Here is an 18,998-nt window from a genome sequence, read left to right on the forward strand (position 1 = left end):
CGGGGGCTATGCCGCTTGCTCGTGAGGTGTGCTGGTAGTTCCACCGTAGGAGTGAGGCCTATATGTGTAGGGGACTTTGAGCCTGCTCCGTGGCGGCGGTCACATGGTATCGCCGGGGTCTGGAAGGGTGGTGGGGAGGGCTAGAATTTCTCGCCCGAAAGGCGCTCGTAGGCCTCGATATATTTCTCGCGAGTCGCCTCGACGATGCTTGCGGGGAGTACAGGCGGTGCGACCTGGGTGTTCTTGTTCCAGCCACTCTCGTTCGTGAGCCAATCGCGCACAAACTGCTTGTCGAAACTGGCCTGTGCGCGCCCGGGTTCGTACTGGTCAGCGGCCCAAAATCGCGAGGAATCCGGAGTGAGAACTTCGTCACCCAGCACGATGTTATCGGTGTGTCGCGAGCGGCCGAACTCGAGCTTCGTATCGGCAAGAATGATGCCCCGCTCTCGCGCGAATTGCTCCGCTGCGCGGTAGACGGTGACAGTGCGCTCCTCGAGCTCGTCGACGAGGTCTTTCCCAAGCCTCGCGCGAGCCTCGCGAACGGTGATGTTCTCGTCATGCTCTCCCTGCTCGGCCTTGGTCGAGGGGGTGAACAGCGGGGACGGGAGACGGGAGCCGTCGACGAGTCCCTCGGGAAGGACGTGACCGCCCACCGCGCCGTCGCGACGGTAGTCCGCGAGCCCCGAGCCGGTCAGGTAGCCGCGCACGACGCATTCGAGCGGAACCATGTCGAGGGCCTCGCAGCGCAGGGCGCGCCCCCGAACCGCATCGGGAACGTCGACGGCGCTTTTCACGTGGTTGTCCGTGACGTCCCTGAGATGGTCGAACCACAAAAGCGACATCGCCGTCAAAATCCGCCCCTTATCGGGAATTCCCGGAGTTAGCGAGTAATCGAACGCGCTGATTCGATCGGTCGCGACGACGAGCACCTCGTTCGCGTCGGCAAGGGTGCTCCCGTGGGGAACGTACAGCTCGCGCACTTTTCCACTCAAGACGTGGTCCCAGCCTTCGAGAGTGGGGGCCTCGATCAGCGCGCCATTGACGTTCGTGTTCACAGCTGGGTCACCCTTTCGATAGCGCCGAGAGCTGCCCGCTCGGCGATGTCGGTTCGGTAGTGGGAGCCTTCGAGCAAGACGCGCGCGATGGCTGACTGTGCGCGAACGCGCGCATCCTCGAGGGTTTTTTCGCGAGCCACGACGCTGAGAACGCGGCCGCCGCTCGAGCGCACGGTGCCGTCGGAATCCCGCTTGGTGCCAGCGTGGATCACCGTGCAGCCTTCCTCTCCTACCTCGTCAAGGCCCGTGATTTCCCGCCCGGTCTGGGCGGCGAGTGGATAACCCTCGCTCGCGAGCACGACGGCGACCGCGCTCTCGTCGCGCCACGCGAGGTCAGGTGTGCCCGCGAGATCCCCGGTCGCGGCGGCGTGCAGGAACTCGCCGAGGTCGCTCCCGAGGCGCTCGAGGACCACGAGGGTTTCGGGATCGCCGAAGCGAACGTTGAACTCGATGACCTTGAGTCCCTCGCTGGTGGCCGCGAGGCCGCAGAAAAGGAGACCTGTGAACGGAGTGCCGCGCTCACGCATGGCGCGTACGACGGGTTCGGCGATCGTCTCGACGGTCGCGTTCATCGCGGCGTGTTCGTCGAGCCACGGCAGCGGTGAATAGGCACCCATGCCGCCCGTATTCGGGCCCTCGTCTCCCTTAAATGCGCGCTTGAAGTCCTGAGCTGGAACGAGCGGAACGGCCCTCTCACCGTCGCACACGCAGAACACCGAAAGCTCGGGCCCGTCGAGATACTCCTCGAGAACAACGCGCGAGCCGTGTGCTCCGCTTGCGAGGCAGTCGCGGGCGTGTGCGAGTGCCTCCTCGCGCGGGGACGTAACGACGACGCCCTTGCCGGCGGCGAGACCGTCGGCCTTGACGACGTAGGGGACGTTCCCTCCCGGGTTGATGTCGTCGAGCGCCGCTTCGAGCAGCGCGGGATCCGTCACCGTCGTCGAGCGCGCGGTCGCCACCCCCGCTTCGCTCATGATGCGCTTCGCGAAATCCTTCGAGCCCTCGAGCTCCGCCGCGGCCTTCGAGGGGCCGAACACGGTGAGGCCCGCCTCGCGCATGTCGTCGGCAAGACCCGCAACGAGTGGCGCCTCGGGGCCGATGACGACGAGCTCGATGCCGAGCTCGAGCGCAAGCGCGGTAAGGGCCGCGCTATCACCGAGAGAAACGTCGTGGGTGGCCGCGTGGGCCTCCATGCCCGGGTTGCCGGGGGCGGCGTGGAGATCGTGAGGGATGGAATCTTGGCTGAGACGTCGCACGAGGGCGTGCTCGCGCGCGCCGGTGCCCACTACGAGAATTTTCACGCCTTAACCCTAGCGGTTCCAGCTAGGCTTCTGGGGTGAACACCGAGCCCACAGCCCCCAACTCCTCGCTCGAGCCAGCGCCGCGGCTGCGAGTGCGCCTCGACCTCGCTTACGACGGTACCGACTTTAAGGGGTGGGGAATTCAGCCGGCGCTACGCACGGTCCAGGGGGAACTCGAGGCGGGGCTCGCAAAAATCGTTCGTGAGGATATTCGGGTCACGGTCGCCGGTCGCACCGACGCGGGTGTCCACGCGAGCGGCCAGGTCGTGCACGTCGACATTCCCCACGAGCGGTGGCAGCGAATGCCGGGCAGGAGTGATCGCTCCAGCGAGGACTCAATCGTCCAGCGCCTCGCCGCAGTTTTGCCCCGCGACATCGCCGTTCGGCGCGCGAGCGTCGTCAGCGGCGATTTTGATGCCCGCTTCAGCGCGCTTGCGCGCACCTACCGCTATCGCATTTGTGACGAGCGTGCGCGGCGCGACCCCCTGCGCCGCGACGTCGCCTTCCACAAGCGCTCGCTCGACGCAGAGGCGATGAACACTGCCGCGCGCGCCCTCGTCGGCGAACACGACTTCCTGTCCTTCTGCAAACCCCGCGAGGACGCGACGACAATCCGCACTCTTCACGAGATCACGTGGGAGCGCCCCAAAACAGGCAAAGACGAGGGGCTCGTCGTCGCAACCGTCACCGCCGACGCGTTCTGCCATCACATGGTCCGTTCGATCGTCGGCGCGAGCGTCGCGGTCGGCGAGCATCACCTCGACGCCGAGTGGATGGCTGCGCTCATCACAATCCCCAGGCGCGATGAAGCCGGCAGCGCCCCCATGTTCGCCCCCTCCGGCCTTACACTCGAGCGGATCGACTACCCGGAAGAAGCCGAATGGGCGGCACGGGCCCGGCAAACGCGCGGCAAGCGCGGTGCGCCGTTTGAACGTCGTTAAAGTCCGACGGTTGCCGAACACCGGCGAACCCTCGCCCTGCAAATGTGAGGGAAAACAAGAGGCGAGCAGCCGTCGGCCCGTTGCCCTCGCTGCGGATCCGCACTAGAGTAGAGGGCTGTTGTGCCATAGATGCGCGCTTTGCCGCTGCCGCTTTCTCACGCTCGGCGCGAAAGAGCTCCTCACACGCATCTGAACCCCACGCCCGCCCCTAAACCCGGGCAGCCGGTTCAGCACGACATTTCTTGGTCATGCTTTAAACCAAAGGAAGCGTGTCCACGGTCCATTCGAACCGTGTTCTTGCGCGCCCACAAGGGGCGTCGCGAGGCACTTAAACGAGAGAAGAAGGCACGAGTGCGTACGTTCACCCCGAAGCACGACGACGTCGAGCGTTCCTGGTACGTCATTGACGCAACTGATGTCGTCCTCGGCCGGCTCGCTTCCCACGCCGCTCAGCTCCTGCGCGGCAAGCACAAGCCGGTCTTCGCACCCCACGTGGATGCGGGCGACTTCGTCATCATCATCAACGCTGAGAAGGTTGCCCTCACGGGCAAGAAGCTCGAGCAGAAGCTCGCATACCGCCACTCGGGTTACCCGGGCGGCCTGCGCGCGACTCGGTACGCCGAGCTGCTCGAGAAGAACCCCGAGCGCGCGATCGAGAAGGCTGTCAAGGGCATGCTCCCGAAGAACAAGCTTGCCACCCAGCAGCTCAAGAAGCTCAAGGTGTACGCGGGTCCCGAGCACCCGCACCAGGCTCAGAAGCCGGTCCCGTTCACCATCGACCAGGTGGCGCAGTAACGGGCCCCGCCCGGCTACGCCTATACGAGATCTGAGGAAATCAAGTGGCAGAAACCACCCCCGAAGTTGAGGAGTTCGAAGGCGACGCCTCGAACTACACCACCGAATCTACGAACGACGCGCCCGTCGGCAAGGGCTCGTCGATCTCCGCTCCCGGCTACGGCACCGGCCGCCGCAAGCAGGCTGTCGCCCGCGTGCGCCTCGTGCCCGGCACCGGCGAGTGGAAGGTCAATGGCCGCACCCTCGAGGAGTACTTCCCGAACAAGGTGCACCAGCAGGAAGTGAACGATCCGTTCAAGCTTCTCGACCTCCAGGGCCGCTTCGACGTGATCGCCCGCATCTCCGGCGGTGGCCCCTCGGGCCAGGCCGGTGCGCTGCGCCTCGGCGTGTCGCGTGCGCTCAACGAGATCGACACCGAAGCGAACCGCCCCGCGCTCAAGAAGGCGGGCTTCCTCACGCGCGATGCCCGCGTCATCGAGCGTAAGAAGGCCGGCCTCAAGAAGGCCCGTAAGGCTCCGCAGTTCTCGAAGCGCTGATCGCCAGCACTTTGCACTGCATCGAAGGCGTCACCTCACCGGTGGCGCCTTCGGTCGTTAACGGTGTGAAGGCCTAAGGTTGTAAACGTGGTCGTCCTCGATATTCTCACCGAGCAGCCACTGCTAGCGCTGTTTCTCGTGATGGCGCTCGGCACGCTCCTCGGTCGCATGCGCTTTGGCCCCGTCCAGTTTGGTGCGGCGGGTGCCCTCTTCGTGGGTCTCATCGTCGGCGCGCTCGATCCGCGCCTTGGCGAAAACTTTGGCGTGTATCAAACGTTCGGGCTTGCCCTCTTCGTCTACATGATCGGGCTCAGTGCCGGTAATGGTTTCTTCCGCGACATGCGAAAGCAGTACCGGCTCATGCTGGCTGCCGTCGGACTCTTCGCCATCTATGCCGTGGGCGTCAGTATTCTCGGCTCCGTCGCTGGGCTCGGGAAGGAACTGACCGCGGGCACATTCACGGGCACGCTCACCTCGACTCCGGCCCTCGCAGCTGCGAGCAGGGCGACCGGCGGCTCGACGATCCCCGCCGTGGGCTACGCGATCGCATACCCGTTTGGCGTCATCATTCCCATGATCCTCGTGTCGATCATGATGTCGAGTACGTGGGTGCGCTCAAAGTTCGTGTCTCGAAGGGATCCCGGCCGACCCCGCGGCTCCCAGATCCGTGACATGAGTGTGCGCGTGACCTCGACAATCGCCCTCATGGATGTGCCAGGGGTGCGCGAGGGGACCGTATCGGCGTCGTACCTGCTCAGGCGCGGCATGATGACGATCGTGCGCACCGACACCGTATTGCACGAAGGCGATGAGGTCGTGCTCGTGGGCTTTCCAGAATCGCTCGATCAGGCACTCGAGGTCATCGGCGAGCGTGCCGAACACCGGCTCCTCGATGACCGCAGCGCCGTGGACTACCGTCGCATCCTCGTCTCCAACCCGAGACTCGAAGGGCGACTCCTTCGCGAAACCCGAATCGCCTCGCGCTATGGCGCAATCGTCACACGCCTGCGTCGTGGGGATGAAGACATGGTCGCGTCGCCGTGGACCCGCCTCGAACTCGGCGACCGCGTTCGGGTCGTTGCGCCCCGCGAACAAATCGCTCGCATCACCGAGTACCTCGGGGACAGCGAAAAGCGCATCAACAGCGTGGACTTTCTCGCGCTCGGCCTCGGGATCTCCTTCGGGCTGCTCCTCGGGCTCGTCAGCATACCCATCGGCGGGGGAGCGTCGTTCGCGCTCGGCAGTGCAGCGGGACCGCTCGTCGTTGGCCTCATCCTCGGCCGGTGGGAGCACACGGGGCCCATCCTATGGACCCTTCCAAGGCCCGTGAATCTCACCATTCGCCAACTCGGTCTATCGGTCTTTCTTGCGGCGGTGGGGGTGATCTCTGGACCCTCGTTCGCGGAGAATGCCTTCACCCTCGACGGGCTCAAGGTTGCTCTTGTCGCGGCTGCCTCCCTCATGCTCATGCTTCCCCTCGTTCCCGTGGCGGGAGCGCTGCTCGGCGTGAGCCTCGAGCGGTCGGCAGGTGCCGTCGCGGCCTTCGTCGGTCAATCGGTCGTTCTCGAGCACGCACTCAACCTCGGCCACGACGATGAACGCACCGCCTCCGGCTACGCCGCGGTCTACGCGCTCGGCATCGTGGTGCAGCTCCTACTCGTGCAATTCATGGTCACCTAAAGCACCCCCGTTACACTCGAAGAGTTTTCGTGCACGCCTCGTGCACCCTAATGAAGGAAGACACCACATGGCACGTTTGTTTGGAACCGACGGCGTTCGCGGGGTGGCGAACAAAGACATCACCGCGGAGCTCGCGGTGGAACTTGCCGTCGCAGCTGCCCACGTCCTCGGGCAGTTCGGCGCATTCGAACCGAGTGAAAGCGGCGAGGGCCGGGCGAAGCCCCGCGCGATCGTCGCCCACGATCCGCGCCCCTCAGGCGACTTCATCTCCGCGGCGATCTGCGCCGGCCTCGCTTCCGCTGGCGTCGACGTGCTCGATGCAGGCGTGCTGCCCACCCCGGGCCTCGCCTACCTCGTGAAAGAGTCCGAAGCCGATCTTGGCGTCATGATCTCCGCGAGCCACAACCCGCACCCCGATAACGGCATCAAATTCTTCGCGCGCGGCGGAGTGAAACTTCCCGACGAAGTCGAGGATGCGATCGAAGCGCGCCTTCACGAAGAGTGGTCGCGGCCGCTCGGCGCAGAGGTCGGCTCGATCACCCCCTACGACAACGCGATCGACAGCTACGTCGATCACCTCCTCTCGACCCTCGACGCCTCCCTTGACGGACTGAGCGTCGTCGTCGATTGCGCGAACGGCGCCTCCTTCGAGACCGGCCCCAAGGCCCTCGAGCGCGCAGGCGCACGAATCCACGTGCTCGGCGACCGAACCGACGGCCGCCAGATCAACGAGGACTGCGGCTCGACCCATCTCGAGCAGCTGCAAGCCGCCGTGGTCGAGCACGGCGCCGATATTGGCGTCGCCTTCGACGGCGACGCCGATCGCTGCCTTGCGGTCGATGCCGACGGCGCCGTCATCGACGGCGATCAGATCATGGCGATCCTCGCCCTCGCCCTCAAGGAAAAAGGCAAGCTCGCCGACGACACCCTCGTCGTGACCGTCATGAGCAACCTCGGCCTCAAACTCGCCATGCGTGAGCACGGTATTCAGCTCGGGCAGACCTCCGTTGGTGACCGCTACGTCCTCGAGGAAATGACTCTCGGCGGCTACTCTCTCGGCGGCGAACAGTCCGGCCACGTCATCCTCCTCGAGCACGCGTCGACGGGCGACGGCGAACTCACGGCTCTCCACCTTCTCCAGCGCATGAAGGAAACCGGCAAGAGCGCCCGCGAGCTCGCGAGCGTCATGACCCGCATGCCGCAGGCCCTCATCAACGTCAAGGGCGTCGACAAGAACCGCGCCCAGATCGACGCAATCGTGACAAAGGCAGTCGAGGACGCCGAAGCCGAACTCGGTGATACCGGCCGCGTGCTTCTTCGCCCGTCGGGCACCGAGCCCGTCGTGCGCGTCATGGTCGAAGCGGCCGATGACGACCAAGCCCACAGCATCGCCGAGCGGCTCGCGGGTATCGTGCGCGATCGCCTCGCGCTCGAGGGCTGAGGGTCCTTATTCTTCGCTGAGAGCGTTTCAGTTTGTGAAGATTTGGGGTCCGACGGTGGTTAGGGAGCCGTCGGGCCCTGATTTTTTCATAGAGAGAGACGGCCGTGGGGCAGCGGCCGGGGCTGCGGCCGTGGCAGTACCGGGGGCGAGCTGACGCGGGGTAGCGGGTGAACGCTCGAGGGCTGAGGGTTTGCAGCTGAGAGCGCTTCACTTTATGAAGATTTTGGGGTCCGACGGTGGCTGGGAGGCCGTCGGGCCCTGATTTTTTCATAGAGAGAGACGGCCGGGGGGCAGTTGCCAGGGGTGAGCTGGGGCAGTTGCCGGGGCGCTAGATGCGGCGTAGCAGCACCGAGTGGATCTGATGATTCGAGCCCTTGCGGAGGATGAGATCAGCACGACCGCGTGTGGGCCGTACGTTTTCTTTGAGGTTCGGTCCGTTGATCGTGTCCCACACGTGGCCTGCGCGTTCGATTGCCTCGCTGTCGCTCAGGTCGGCGTAGCTGCGGAAGTACGATTCCGGGTTCGAGAAGGCCGTTTGGCGCAGCGTGAGGAACCGGTCGATGTACCAGCGGCGGATGTCGTCCTCTTTCGCATCGACGTAAATGGAGAAGTCGAAGAAGTCGGAGACGGCGACACCGAGACGGCCATCGGCACGGGGGCGCGCCGGCTGGAGAACATTGAGACCTTCGACGATCAGCACGTCGGGGCGCTCGACGATGATGCGCTCGCCCGGAACTCGGTCGTAAGAGATGTGGGAGTACACCGGCGCTTCGACGCGATCCTTGCCGCTCTTGACGTCGGCGATGAAACGCAAAAGGGCGCGGCGGTCATAGCTTTCAGGGAAACCCTTGCGTTCGAGAATGCCGCGGCGCTTGAGCTCGGCGGTCGGGTAGAGAAAACCATCGGTCGTGATGAGCTGAGCACGGGGAGTTTCGGGCCAACGGGCAGTCAGCAGGCGCAAAAGGCGCGCGGTTGTGGACTTACCAACCGCGACTGACCCCGCAACGCCGATCACGAAGGGCGTGCGGCGGAAGTGCTCTTGGAGGAAGCTCTGGCGGAGATTGCGCAGGTGCTGGGCGGTCATGACCTGGAGGTTCAGGAGCCTCGAAATGGGGCGGTAAATGTCGTTGACCTCGGCGTAATCGAGGGGGTCGCCCTGGCCTCGAATCTCCGTGACTTCCTCGGGAGTCATGGGCAGAGGGGTTTGGTCGCTTAGGCGGGCCCAGTCCGCTCGGCTGATCTCCGTGAACGGCGTGAGATGCGAGTCATCAATCGGTGTGCGACCTCGGTGCGGGTCGCGCTCGAAGGGAACGGAGAGGTCTTGATGCTCGTGCATTCCTCAAGTTTATGGTGACGCGCGCATGTGAAGCAGCGTTTTTTCATGCGGCGAGGATTACTCTCTGTTGCATGTGTGGAATCGTAGGATACGTAGGGCCCGCCGGAGCGGGCACGTCATCGCGACCGAGTGAGGTCGTTCTTGGGGGGCTGAGTCGCCTCGAATACCGCGGCTATGACTCGGCAGGGATCGCCCGCTGCGGCGAAACAGAAATTGAGCTCTTCAAGGCGTCCGGAAAAATTCAAAACCTTCGCGACAAGCTCGAGGGCCACGAGTCCTCGAAAGCGCGCGCGGCCATCGGGCACACCCGCTGGGCGACTCACGGCGGTCCAAGCGACACGAACGCCCACCCCCACCTCGGTGGTAAAAATGGCGAAGTCGCGCTTGTCCACAACGGCATCATCGAAAACTTCGCCGCCCTCAAAAAGGAGCTTGCCGACGACGGCTACGAGTTCCTCTCGGACACCGACTCGGAGGTCGTCGCCCACCTCCTCGCGCGCGAATGTGAGACCGCCGAGAGCCTTACGGAGGCCATGCGTGCGTGCGTCGCGCACCTCGAAGGGGCCTTTACGCTGCTCGCGATCCACGAAGACAATCCGGACGTGATCGTCGCGGCTCGCCGTAACAGCCCGCTCGTTGTCGGCCTCGGCGAGGGGGAGAACTTCCTCGGCTCCGATGTCGCCGCGTTCGTCGACCACACGAAGCGCGCTGTCGAGATCGGCCAAGACCAGATCGTCACCGTGAGTGCCGAACGCGTCGATGTGATCGAGTTCGACGGCACCCCCGTCCCCGAGCCGAAGCAGTACACGATTGAGTGGGACGCGGCTTCCGCTCAGAAATCCGGGTATCCCTCCTTCATGGCGAAGGAGATCCACGAGCAGGCGAAGGCTATCGCCGACACCCTCCTCGGGCGTCTCGACAATAACGAGATCGTTCTCGACGAAATGCGCATCGATCCCTCGCACCTGCGCTCGATAGACAAGATCATCGTGGTCGCGTGTGGAACCGCCGCCAACGCCGGTGAGGTCGTCAAATACGCCATCGAGCACTGGTGTCGAATCCCCGTCGAGGTCGAACTCGCCCATGAGTTCCGCTACCGCGATCCGATCGTCCACGAGCGCACGCTCGTGGTTGCCATCTCGCAATCGGGCGAGACAATGGACACCCTCATGGCGGTTCGTTACGCGAAAGAACAGGGCGCGAAGGTTGTCGCGATCTGTAACACGCGAGGCGCCACCATCCCGCGCGAATCCGACGCCGCCATTTACCTTCACGTTGGTCCTGAAATCGCGGTTGCCTCGACCAAGGCATACCTCGGGCAGATCGCGGCGTGCTACCTCCTCGGGCTGTTCCTCGCCCAGGTGCGCGGCAACCTCTACGGGGACGAGATCGAGGCGATCATGCGCGATCTCGAGGAAATCCCCGGCAAAATCCAAGAGGTGCTCGATCGCTCCGGCCAGGTCGAGAAGCTCGCGCGCGACATGGTGGACGCGACGAGCGTGCTGTTCCTCGGCCGTCACGTGGGCTTCCCAACCGCGCTCGAAGGCGCCCTTAAACTCAAGGAAATCGCCTATATTCACGCGGAGGGATTCGCCGCGGGCGAGCTCAAGCACGGGCCTATCGCACTCGTCGAAGAGGGCCAGCCGGTGTTTATCGTCGTGCCGAGCCCCCGCGGGCGCGACTCCCTGCACGCGAAGGTCGTCTCGAATATTCAGGAGGTACGCGCTCGCGGCGCCTTCACGCTCGTGATCGCAGAAGAGGGCGATACCGATGTTGAGCCGTACGCCGACGTCGTGATCCGATACCCCGAAACGCGCACCCTGTTTGCGCCGCTGCTCACGATCATCCCGCTGCAGATTTTCGCGTGCGAACTCGCGACAGCCAAGGGGCTCGACGTCGATCAGCCCCGAAACCTCGCGAAGTCCGTCACGGTCGAGTAACGGGCCCGGGCGGGGCTTCACGCCCCGACCTACAATGGAAGTCATGTCGAACTCTCCGAGTGCGTGTGAGCGAAGCTTCCTGCCTTTCGGCAATGAAGCATTCGCGGGTATCGGAGTAGACATCGTTGATATCGAGCGCCTAGGGGATCGCCTCGAGCGGTCTCCGCGCCTTCGTGAACGGCTTTTTGCCCCCGAGGAGCGCGAGTTGAGCCTTGCCTCTCTCGCTGCTCGTGTGGCCGCGAAGGAAGCGCTCGGCAAGGCGCTCGGGAATCCGGGCGACCTTTCGTGGCACGACGTGATCGTGCGCCGCACCGAGCATGGACGCCCCTACCTCGTGCTGCGCGGTGCTGCGCTTGCGACCGCGAGTGCGCAGTCCTTACGTTTTGCGCACCTGTCGCTCTCGCACGATGGCAACCTTGCGACCGCCATGGTCGTCCTGGAGGCCGGTGACTTGCGAGGTCGGGCGCGCGGGGATGAGGAGCCCCAAGCATGAACCTGACACCCGAAATCGATCCGCTCATGAGCCCGAACCGCGCTGAGGTTTCGCTCAAGGCAATCGCCCACAACACCGCGCAGCTTCGTGCGGCAATCCCGGACTACATCGCTCTCATGGCGGTGGTAAAGGCCGACGGCTACGGGCATGGCATGGTGGATGCGGCCCGCGCGGCGATCGCTGGCGGTGCAACGTGGCTCGGTGTCGCCCACCCCGTGACCGCTCTTGACCTTGCGCATGCCGATCTCGACGTGCCGATTCTCGCGTGGCTTCACGAGCCGGTGTCCGCGAAGAACATGCTTCCCCACGCGATCGGTGCGGGCGTTGACCTCGCCGTGAGCTCGCTCGCGCAGCTCGAGGCCGTGATCGAGGCCGCGCGCTCCATTGAGCGGCGCGTGCGTGTGCACGTCGCCCTCGAGACCGGAATGGGTCGCGAAGGTGCTTTTGCAAGCGAGGTTGAGAAGATCGGAGCGGCGATCCTCGAAAGCCCGCACGTGTCGCTCGCAGGCGCCATGAGTCATCTGTTCAATGCGGATGTCCCGGGTGATGCGAGCGTGCGAGAGCAGGCTGAGCGGTTTGAGGCAATGTGTGAGCGGCTCGAGGCTTCCGCGGGTCCCATTCCGCTTCGGCATTTGTCGGCGAGCGCGGGGGCGCTCGCGGGGGAGGAGTTCCGCTACGACATGGTGCGCCCGGGCATTACGCTGTACGGCTACTCGCCGGTCGAGACCGATCTGGACCTTCGCCCAGCGATGTCACTGACCTCCCGCATCTCGCTCGTTAAAAGCGTCGAGGCGGGGCAAGCTGTGGGCTACGGCGCGCGGTTTGTCACCGAGCGCTCGACGACTCTCGCGCTCGTGCCGATCGGTTATGCGGATGGTCTCGATCGTCGGCTGACGAATCGGCTCCAGGTACTTGTGCAGACGACCTCTGCATCGAGGCTTGTCCCGCAGGTGGGCACAATTTCGATGGACCAGATCGTGCTGGACCTCGGCCCCGACAGTGATGCGAAGCCCGGCGACCGCGTCGTGATTTTCGGCGATCCGCAGCGATACCCGGGCGTGTGGACCGCGCAGGATCTCGCGCGAGAGGCCGGAACGATCTCGTACGAGATTCTGACGTCGGTGTCCTCGCGCGTTCCGCGCATCGTGCTCCCGCTGGCGTCGGACCCAACCGAACGCACGTGGAGCGTTGAGGGGGAGCGGCCAGCGCCGCGCACCTTTACGGTGCGCACGTCGGGGGCGGAGGACACGCGAAGGGCCGCTCGCGCCATTGCGCATCATGCGAAGGCAGGCGACCTGTTCGTGCTTGATGGCCCGCTCGGCGCTGGGAAGACAACATTCACGCAGGGGTTTGCGCGGGAGCTCGATGTTCGCGGCAACGTGGCATCGCCGACTTTCGTCATCGCGCGCGTGCATCCCGCGAACGCCGAGGGCCCCAATCTCGTGCACGTCGATGCCTATCGACTCGACGAGGATTGGGACATCGAGGATCTCGACCTGGATTCGGATCTCGACACGTCGATCACCCTCGTGGAGTGGGGCCGCGATCGCGTTGAGCATCTCGCGAGCTCGTATGCGATTGTGGAGCTTCGCCGCGCGGAGAGCCTCCAGAGTGGCCCGCTTGATGACCCGGACGACACCGATGAGGAGCGCAGCCTCACCGTGACGTTCGTAGGTGAGCGATACACGCGCGAGGAGCTCGTGCGCATCGGTATTGATCTGCGCGAGGCAGGGTTTAACCCGGAGCAGGGCGGTGAGTGACATGGCAGAGCTGACGTTGGGGATTGACACGTCTGGTGCGGTGAGTGTGGCGATTTCCGACGGTTGCCGCATTCTGTCGCGCCGCATGGATGAGCGCGCGCGCCACCACGATGAGGTGCTTCTCGAGATGATCGATGCGGCCCTTTCTGAGGCGGGCGCCTCGCGGTCCGATCTCACGTGCGTTGTTGGCGGGCGTGGCCCCGGTCCGTTCACGGGCCTTCGCGTGGGGCTCGTGACGGCTCGTTCTATCGCGACGGTCCTCGGGGCGCGACTGATTGGCGTACCGAGCCTCGATGCGATCGCACTCGAGGCGGCGGAGGGATGCCCGGAGGCAAAAACGATTGCGGTCGCGCTCGATGCGCGTCGCCGCGAGGTGTACTGGGCGCTGTATGAGGTGAGCGGTGACGGTTCCGACGCCTCCTCGCGCCGCATTGTGCGCACGTTTGAACCGGGTGTTGCGGCGCCGGCAGATGTCGCGTCGAGTTTGACCGCTGCCGATGTGCTCGTGGGAAGCGGTGCGCATCTGTATCCGGAGATTCTGCCGCCGACGGGCGAGGTACGTCACGCGGATGCGGGCTTCTTGATTCGCGCGGCACTCAGCGCCGAAGCCCGGGGGGAGGATCTCACGTCGACCGAGCCTCTCTATTTGCGCGAGGCTGATGCGGCAAAGCCGAAGCGCCGTAAGTCAGCGCTCGGCCTTGGCGATCGCCCGCTCTAGCCGTGCCCGCGATCGGTAGGCCTTTGGAGCCTTCGCGCGCGCGGCCCGGTTCGGGACCCTGGAGTCTTCGTCCCGTCACGCGCGGGGATGCGCCCGCGCTCGCACGTCTCGAGCGAGAGCTCTTTCCCGATGAGGCGTGGAGCCTCGAAATGGTCCTCGAGGAGATCACGCACCCCAGTCGCGCCTATGTCGCGGCTGTGGACGAGCACGGTGGCGTACTCGGTTATGCGGGGATTTTCGTTGGTGGCGAGGCCGCTGATGTGCAGACGATCGGCACCGTGCGCGAAGGCGTGGGAATCGGTCGCGCCTTGCTCGCGTGGTGCGAGGAGCGCGCGCGCGAGGAGGGCGCGGAGAGTCTGTTTCTTGAGGTGCGGCGCGACAACACTCGCGCGCGTGAGCTCTACGAGCGCGCGGGTTTTGCCGAGATTGGCGTGCGACGTGGGTATTACCGAACGCCCGCGGGGCCGGTCGACGCTTTCGTCATGCACAAGCCCCTCCCCACCTGAATTCCATAGGGGTTGTGGGGGTTTGAAGCCGTACCCGCTCGTCCTTTCCTCGCCCCTCCCCGGATTGCATAGGGGTTGTGGGGGGGGAAACGCCTGATTTTCCGTGTCGCAATAGACCGTGCCCTGATCGATCAAGCTCTAATCGACCGTGCTGTCGACCGTTCTCGATGCGCCACGTGGCCGCAATGTGAGGCGAGTAAGCGTCGGAATCCTTCTCCGCTTCCCAAACGGAAGCTTGACCCGCCACCGCACCCCAGCCAACCCGTTTACCCAATCGCACGAGGGGACGTGACGCTGCACTGTGCCAGGGCAAGGGAGAAGGTGCGCCAATTCCAGGTACTAAACCCCCACAAACCCTATGCAATCCAGGTAGGGGCTAGTTGGTGAAACGCCTGATCTTCTGGAACTCATCCGCGTAGTGAGCGTCGAGGTGCTTCACCGCGAACTTTTGGCCGAGATAAAGCGTGACAACGCCGATGACGAGCGCAAGCGCAGCTCCCGCGTACTCAAGCCCCGGGATCAGCTTGAGACCCACGACCATGAGGATGCTGCTCGGAGCGAGGGGGAGCCACGTGCCAAAAAACGTCGCGAGGAAAGTCATCCACATGTTGCCGTTGCCGCCACCGCTACTGGAATTCTTCATCGTCCCCGGCTTTGGTGCGGGAGAAGGAAGGAACGCCGTCGTGAGAAGTGAAACACCCCACGAACTTGCCACGAACCCGAGCGAGGCCGGAATCGTGAGCGCGATGAACTGAGGCTGAGACTGGAGGAGTGGGGCCGCGATCGCGACGATCACCACGAGCGGAAGCATGAGAATGCCAAGAGCGACATACCTGCCGAGCAAATTGGCGCGGTTATCCATCCCCGCGACGATGTTGACCCACGAGGAGGGGCCGTCGAAGCCGATCTCGTTGCTGATCGTGATGCCGGCTAGCCACGCTACGAGTGCCACAGCGAAATACGCCATGAAAGCGTTACCGTCCCCAATGACGCTCATTGCGAGCATGAAAATCGCGAGGATCGGCGCGATGATGAGCGCCGTCGAATAACGAGTATCGCGGCGCCAATACTTGAGCGAACGCCCCGCCGAAGCTCCGAGCGGGCCCGGCTTGAGGAACCTCGGTACGAGAGGTTTGATCTTGGCATCTTGCTCCTGGCTTGCGCCCTTGAGCGCCTGGAGCTGGCCTTCGGCAAAGCTCAGGCCCCACCACTGCCACAACAGCCAAATGGTGGCGATTGTGAGAACAAAACGGATGAGCGCGGCGAGCCACAGTCCTTCGGCGAGGTCCATGGGTACTGCGAAGGGCGCGCCGAAAGGCGTCCATAGGAGGAATTCGTACACGGGCCCTGCGAGGCGAGCAAGACCGTCCATGATCCTACCGCCCGAGTTGAGAAGGAGGTTTGCGCCGTAGGCGATGACGAGGACGGCGATGAGCAGGAATGCCTGAAGTCGTTCCTTCTTACGCTTCGCGATGCGGATCGTCGAGGTCCACGCGAAAATCGCGCGAGGAATGAGCACGCAAAGGAGAAGCCCGAGCGAGGTCATGGGAACAAGCGAGACAAGGGCAACGATGGCCCCCGGCGTCGAGATTGCGGCGCCGTTGTTCGAGACCAGTGCACCAATGAGCCAAATCGCCTCGAACACGACCGCCACGAGCGCCGCGAGCGACGTGAAAAGAAAACCGACCGAAATGAACGAGCCCACGAGAATCGGCTTCAAGAGATCCTTCGGTCCTCGCCCAAACTGCGCGAAGCGAGCGGGGGAAAGCGTGTCGTCCACGCCGAACAGGAAGAGTGACTGGAGGGTCCACACAACCACGGCGCCGAGGCCCACCGCGCGAATCACGAGGGCAAAAAGGCCCGAGTCGGCGGGAACAAACAACATGCCCGACATGACGGTCGAAAAGAGCACGAGTGCGCCGACGCCGTACAAAAGCGCAAATCCGAGTCCGATGATCTTAGGCCAGTTCTTGTGGAAGCTGCGCTTGAGCAGTGTCCATTGAAGCCGTGGGAGCAATCGCATGAGGCTCGGGGTCGTCTTAGGCGCTGCCGTCGGTCCATTGTCGGCGGCCCTCGAACTTTCTCGGTCGAGGTTTTCGAAAAACTCTTTGGTTCCGACGGTTGCCGGGGCCTGATCGTCTACTGGTTCAACCACGAAAGATCCCCCTGTGCTTCGTCGACACCGGCGATTTCAATGAAGCGATCCGTGAGGCTGCCGCCGCGGCGAACTTCGTCGATCGTGCCCTCGGCGCGCACTTCGCCATCGGCGATGATCGCAACGTGCGTGCACAGGCCCTCGACGAGCTCCATAACGTGGCTCGAGATCACGACGGTGCCGCCGCCTTCAACGTACGAGGTCAGGAAGGTGCGGATGCCGTGGGCTGAGACCGGGTCGACGGCTTCGAGTGGCTCGTCGAGCACGAGCAGTCGCGGCGCGTGAATGAGTGCGCACGCGAGCAGGATCTTCTTCGTCATGCCGGCTGAGTAGTCGGTGACGAGTTTGCCTTCGCTATCGGCGAGACCGAGCGCATCGAGGAGTGACTGCGCGCGAGTGTTCACTGTGTCGATATCCATGCCCCGGATGAGGCCGACGTACGTCAGGAGTTCGCGTCCCGTGAGGCGGTCAAACGTCGGAAGGCCGTCGGCGAGAACGCCCATGTGGGCTTTGGCTTCGTTGGGGTGTGTCCAGACGTCGGTCCCGAGCACCTCGGCGCTGCCGTCGTCGGGGCGGAGCAAGCCTGTCGCGATCGACAGGGCCGTTGTTTTGCCCGCGCCGTTGGGGCCGACGATTGCGTAGAATGAACCGCGCGGAACTTCGAGTGAGACGCCGTGGAGGACCTCGGTGCCGTCGAAGGATTTGCGCAGGCCACGCATGGACAATGCTGATGTTACGGCCGAGTTATCGACCGATGGGTCAATCACAGTCATGACTCAAACCTAACAGGTGTCTTCGCAGAGTATTTTCAGTATCGGCGTAGAGATTGCGGGCGACCGTGCCAGGGTTCCCGGCGCCCACGACCGTGCGAGCAATGTGCGGTGAAGAGGCGGGAAGCGTCTTCAACCGTCACGTTCGGCACCTCACTTTTGCGAGGGAACCGGGTGGGCCGTTCGGTACGATACGCTGTGGACCTTCCGTCTCGGCTGCCGTGAGCGCCGGACCCCACCTCTTGGAGTGCATATGCAAATGCCTAGGCGCGTAAATCTTCCCCTCGACAAGCCCACCGGACGAAAGGGGCAGAGCCTCACGCTCCCTCGTGAAGTCGAAGAGCTGCCCATGGGCCTTCGCCGGGCAGCGTCGTGGAGCTGGCGCTTCATGGTCGTGATCGGGGCGCTTTGGCTCATCTTCAAGGGCCTCGGGACGGTGTCAACCCTGTTTATCAGCGTGCTTGTGGCAATCCTTCTCGCCTCGATGCTGCAGCCGTTCGTCAAACTGCTCACGAAGCATACGTTCCTTCCGCGCATGGCCTCGGCGGCGATTGCACTCGTGGGGCTCATCGTGGTTGTCGTCGGCATGTTTGTGCTGGCGGGGAGGCAACTCGTGGACTCGTGGGACGCGATTTCGAAAGCTGCCGTTTCGGGTTTCACGCAGCTGTGGAACGACATCACGGCCTACTTCAAGATTGACGTCGGCAGCCTCGGAAATCTGGGGCAGATCCAGAAAGAAGCCATCGAGCAGCTTCAAAAGAACTCCTCGAGCATTATCTCGGGGGCCTCGAGTGCTGCGAGCACCGTCGGCGACCTCGGCACGGGCTTGCTCGTGTGCCTCTTTGCCCTGTTCTTCTTCCTTGCCGATGGCGGGAATATTTGGCGTTGGTTCCTCGGCTTTGTTCCGGCACACTCCCGCCCCGTGACGCACGAGGCATTCCGCCGCGGCTGGAAGGCACTGTCGTCGTACTGCCGCACGCAGATCCTCGTCGCGGCCGTTGACGCGACGGGCATTGCGCTCGGCATGGTTGGTATCGATGTCGTGAGCGGCATGATGGGGCGCAGCGCGATTGCACTTTCCCCCTACTCAGTCCCGATCTGGCTTATCGTGTTCCTCTTTAGCTTCATTCCGCTTGTGGGCGCGATCGTGTCGGGTGCGATCGCGATGCTTCTTGTCTTCGTGCTCCAGGGGTGGATCCCCGCGCTCATCATGCTCGGCATCGTGATCCTCGTGCAGCAGCTTGAATCGAACATCCTGCAGCCGATCCTCATGGGGAAGGCGGTGGAGCTTCACCCGCTCGCGATTTTCCTCGGTGTCTCTGCGGGCGCAGTCGTTGCGGGGATCCCGGGTGCGCTTTTCTCGATTCCGCTCCTGGCCTTCCTCAACGCCCTGTACTGCTACCTCGATGGGCGCGATCCCGATCCCTCGCTTGGCGTAGACACCAAGACAATGGCGTACTTCGAGGCACGCGAACGCGAGCAGAAGAAGACCTTCGCCCAGCGCGAGCGCCTTTTGTCGAAAAAGTAGCTAGTTGCCCCGCGGCCAGGACAGCTGCCGCGCAAACTGGGGT

Annotated in this window: 16 protein-coding genes; 11 read left to right on the forward strand and 5 right to left on the reverse strand. The window is 64.0% G+C overall.

Annotated elements, in window-relative coordinates; all coding sequences use genetic code 11:
• Nucleotides 1–140 precede the first annotated feature (140 nt).
• Both DEHOM01_RS01205 and purD read right to left on the reverse strand, forming a co-directional pair.
• A complete protein-coding gene (locus DEHOM01_RS01205) occupies nucleotides 141–1,055 on the reverse strand; it encodes a phosphoribosylaminoimidazolesuccinocarboxamide synthase (RefSeq protein ID WP_061211128.1) in 915 nt (304 codons plus the stop codon).
• Nucleotides 1,052–2,356, reverse strand: a complete 1,305-nt coding sequence (gene purD / locus DEHOM01_RS01210; RefSeq protein WP_061211129.1) for a phosphoribosylamine--glycine ligase — start codon at nucleotides 2,354–2,356, stop codon at nucleotides 1,052–1,054. The genes DEHOM01_RS01205 and purD overlap by 4 nt, the downstream gene beginning before the upstream one ends.
• Before the next feature lie 35 nt (nucleotides 2,357–2,391).
• Between purD and truA the strand changes: the two genes are divergently transcribed.
• From truA to glmM, 5 genes are all read left to right on the forward strand, one after another.
• Entirely contained in the window at nucleotides 2,392–3,297 is a 906-nt protein-coding gene (gene truA, locus DEHOM01_RS01215) for a tRNA pseudouridine(38-40) synthase TruA (RefSeq protein WP_061211130.1), read from the forward strand.
• Between the two features lie 351 nt (nucleotides 3,298–3,648).
• Complete coding sequence (gene rplM / locus DEHOM01_RS01220; protein ID WP_016664071.1) at nucleotides 3,649–4,092, forward strand: 50S ribosomal protein L13; 444 nt, start codon at nucleotides 3,649–3,651, stop codon at nucleotides 4,090–4,092.
• A gap of 44 nt (nucleotides 4,093–4,136) precedes the next feature.
• Entirely contained in the window at nucleotides 4,137–4,628 is a 492-nt protein-coding gene (gene rpsI, locus DEHOM01_RS01225; RefSeq protein ID WP_016664072.1) for a 30S ribosomal protein S9, read from the forward strand.
• An 87-nt stretch (nucleotides 4,629–4,715) separates the two neighbouring features.
• Entirely contained in the window at nucleotides 4,716–6,308 is a 1,593-nt protein-coding gene (locus tag DEHOM01_RS01230) for an aspartate:alanine exchanger family transporter (RefSeq protein WP_061211131.1), read from the forward strand.
• A gap of 67 nt (nucleotides 6,309–6,375) precedes the next feature.
• Entirely contained in the window at nucleotides 6,376–7,749 is a 1,374-nt protein-coding gene (gene glmM / locus DEHOM01_RS01235; RefSeq protein ID WP_061211132.1) for a phosphoglucosamine mutase, read from the forward strand.
• Between the two features lie 328 nt (nucleotides 7,750–8,077).
• On the opposite strand, the gene coaA is transcribed toward glmM, so the two are convergent.
• On the reverse strand, nucleotides 8,078–9,085 hold the full coding sequence (coaA, locus tag DEHOM01_RS01240; protein WP_016664075.1) for a type I pantothenate kinase: 1,008 nt from the start codon (nucleotides 9,083–9,085) through the stop codon (nucleotides 8,078–8,080).
• Between the two features lie 71 nt (nucleotides 9,086–9,156).
• On the opposite strand from coaA, the gene glmS reads away from it, so the two are divergent.
• From glmS to rimI, 5 genes are read left to right on the forward strand one after another with little or no spacing between them, the layout of a single operon-like run.
• Nucleotides 9,157–11,025, forward strand: a complete 1,869-nt coding sequence (gene glmS / locus DEHOM01_RS01245) for a glutamine--fructose-6-phosphate transaminase (isomerizing) (RefSeq protein WP_061211133.1) — start codon at nucleotides 9,157–9,159, stop codon at nucleotides 11,023–11,025.
• 43 nt (nucleotides 11,026–11,068) lie between these two features.
• Nucleotides 11,069–11,518, forward strand: coding sequence for a holo-ACP synthase (locus DEHOM01_RS01250; RefSeq protein ID WP_369405709.1), 450 nt, complete (start codon nucleotides 11,069–11,071; stop codon nucleotides 11,516–11,518).
• Complete coding sequence (gene alr, locus DEHOM01_RS01255; RefSeq protein WP_217997989.1) at nucleotides 11,515–13,278, forward strand: alanine racemase; 1,764 nt, start codon at nucleotides 11,515–11,517, stop codon at nucleotides 13,276–13,278. The genes DEHOM01_RS01250 and alr overlap by 4 nt, the downstream gene beginning before the upstream one ends.
• A 1-nt stretch (nucleotide 13,279) precedes the next feature.
• Nucleotides 13,280–13,996, forward strand: coding sequence for a tRNA (adenosine(37)-N6)-threonylcarbamoyltransferase complex dimerization subunit type 1 TsaB (gene tsaB / locus DEHOM01_RS01260; protein WP_245630629.1), 717 nt, complete (start codon nucleotides 13,280–13,282; stop codon nucleotides 13,994–13,996).
• A gap of 23 nt (nucleotides 13,997–14,019) precedes the next feature.
• The gene (rimI, locus tag DEHOM01_RS01265; RefSeq protein WP_061211135.1) at nucleotides 14,020–14,502 is read left to right on the forward strand and encodes a ribosomal protein S18-alanine N-acetyltransferase; all 483 of its coding nucleotides are present in this window, start codon (nucleotides 14,020–14,022) and stop codon (nucleotides 14,500–14,502) included.
• 376 nt (nucleotides 14,503–14,878) lie between these two features.
• Here the strand turns inward: rimI and DEHOM01_RS01270 are convergent, their stop codons facing one another.
• Together DEHOM01_RS01270 and DEHOM01_RS01275 are read right to left on the reverse strand one after the other, a co-directional pair.
• A complete protein-coding gene (locus tag DEHOM01_RS01270; RefSeq protein ID WP_061211136.1) occupies nucleotides 14,879–16,657 on the reverse strand; it encodes a hypothetical protein in 1,779 nt (592 codons plus the stop codon).
• On the reverse strand, nucleotides 16,642–17,430 hold the full coding sequence (locus DEHOM01_RS01275) for an ABC transporter ATP-binding protein (protein WP_061211137.1): 789 nt from the start codon (nucleotides 17,428–17,430) through the stop codon (nucleotides 16,642–16,644). Before DEHOM01_RS01275 ends, DEHOM01_RS01270 begins: the two co-directional genes overlap by 16 nt.
• A 256-nt stretch (nucleotides 17,431–17,686) precedes the next feature.
• Here DEHOM01_RS01275 and DEHOM01_RS01280 point away from each other — a divergent pair, with 256 nt between their 5' ends.
• Nucleotides 17,687–18,955 carry an AI-2E family transporter gene (locus DEHOM01_RS01280; protein WP_245630630.1) on the forward strand — a complete coding sequence of 423 codons (1,269 nt, stop codon included), beginning with the start codon at nucleotides 17,687–17,689 and terminating at the stop codon, nucleotides 18,953–18,955.
• Nucleotides 18,956–18,998: the final 43 nt, after the last annotated feature.

Origin of the sequence: Dermabacter hominis NBRC 106157, assembly GCF_001570785.1 — a bacterium.
Taxonomy (GTDB): domain Bacteria; phylum Actinomycetota; class Actinomycetes; order Actinomycetales; family Dermabacteraceae; genus Dermabacter; species Dermabacter hominis.

Coding starts and splice junctions, on each gene's coding strand:
- glmM (WP_061211132.1), top strand. CDS start 6,376: ATGGCACGTTTGTTTGGAACCGACGGCGTTCGCGGGGTGGCGAACAAA.
- coaA (WP_016664075.1), bottom strand. CDS start 9,085: ATGCACGAGCATCAAGACCTCTCCGTTCCCTTCGAGCGCGACCCGCAC.
- alr (WP_217997989.1), top strand. CDS start 11,515: ATGAACCTGACACCCGAAATCGATCCGCTCATGAGCCCGAACCGCGCT.
- DEHOM01_RS01275 (WP_061211137.1), bottom strand. CDS start 17,430: ATGACTGTGATTGACCCATCGGTCGATAACTCGGCCGTAACATCAGCA.
- tsaB (WP_245630629.1), top strand. CDS start 13,280: ATGGCAGAGCTGACGTTGGGGATTGACACGTCTGGTGCGGTGAGTGTG.
- glmS (WP_061211133.1), top strand. CDS start 9,157: ATGTGTGGAATCGTAGGATACGTAGGGCCCGCCGGAGCGGGCACGTCA.
- DEHOM01_RS01280 (WP_245630630.1), top strand. CDS start 17,687: ATGCCTAGGCGCGTAAATCTTCCCCTCGACAAGCCCACCGGACGAAAG.
- DEHOM01_RS01250 (WP_369405709.1), top strand. CDS start 11,069: ATGTCGAACTCTCCGAGTGCGTGTGAGCGAAGCTTCCTGCCTTTCGGC.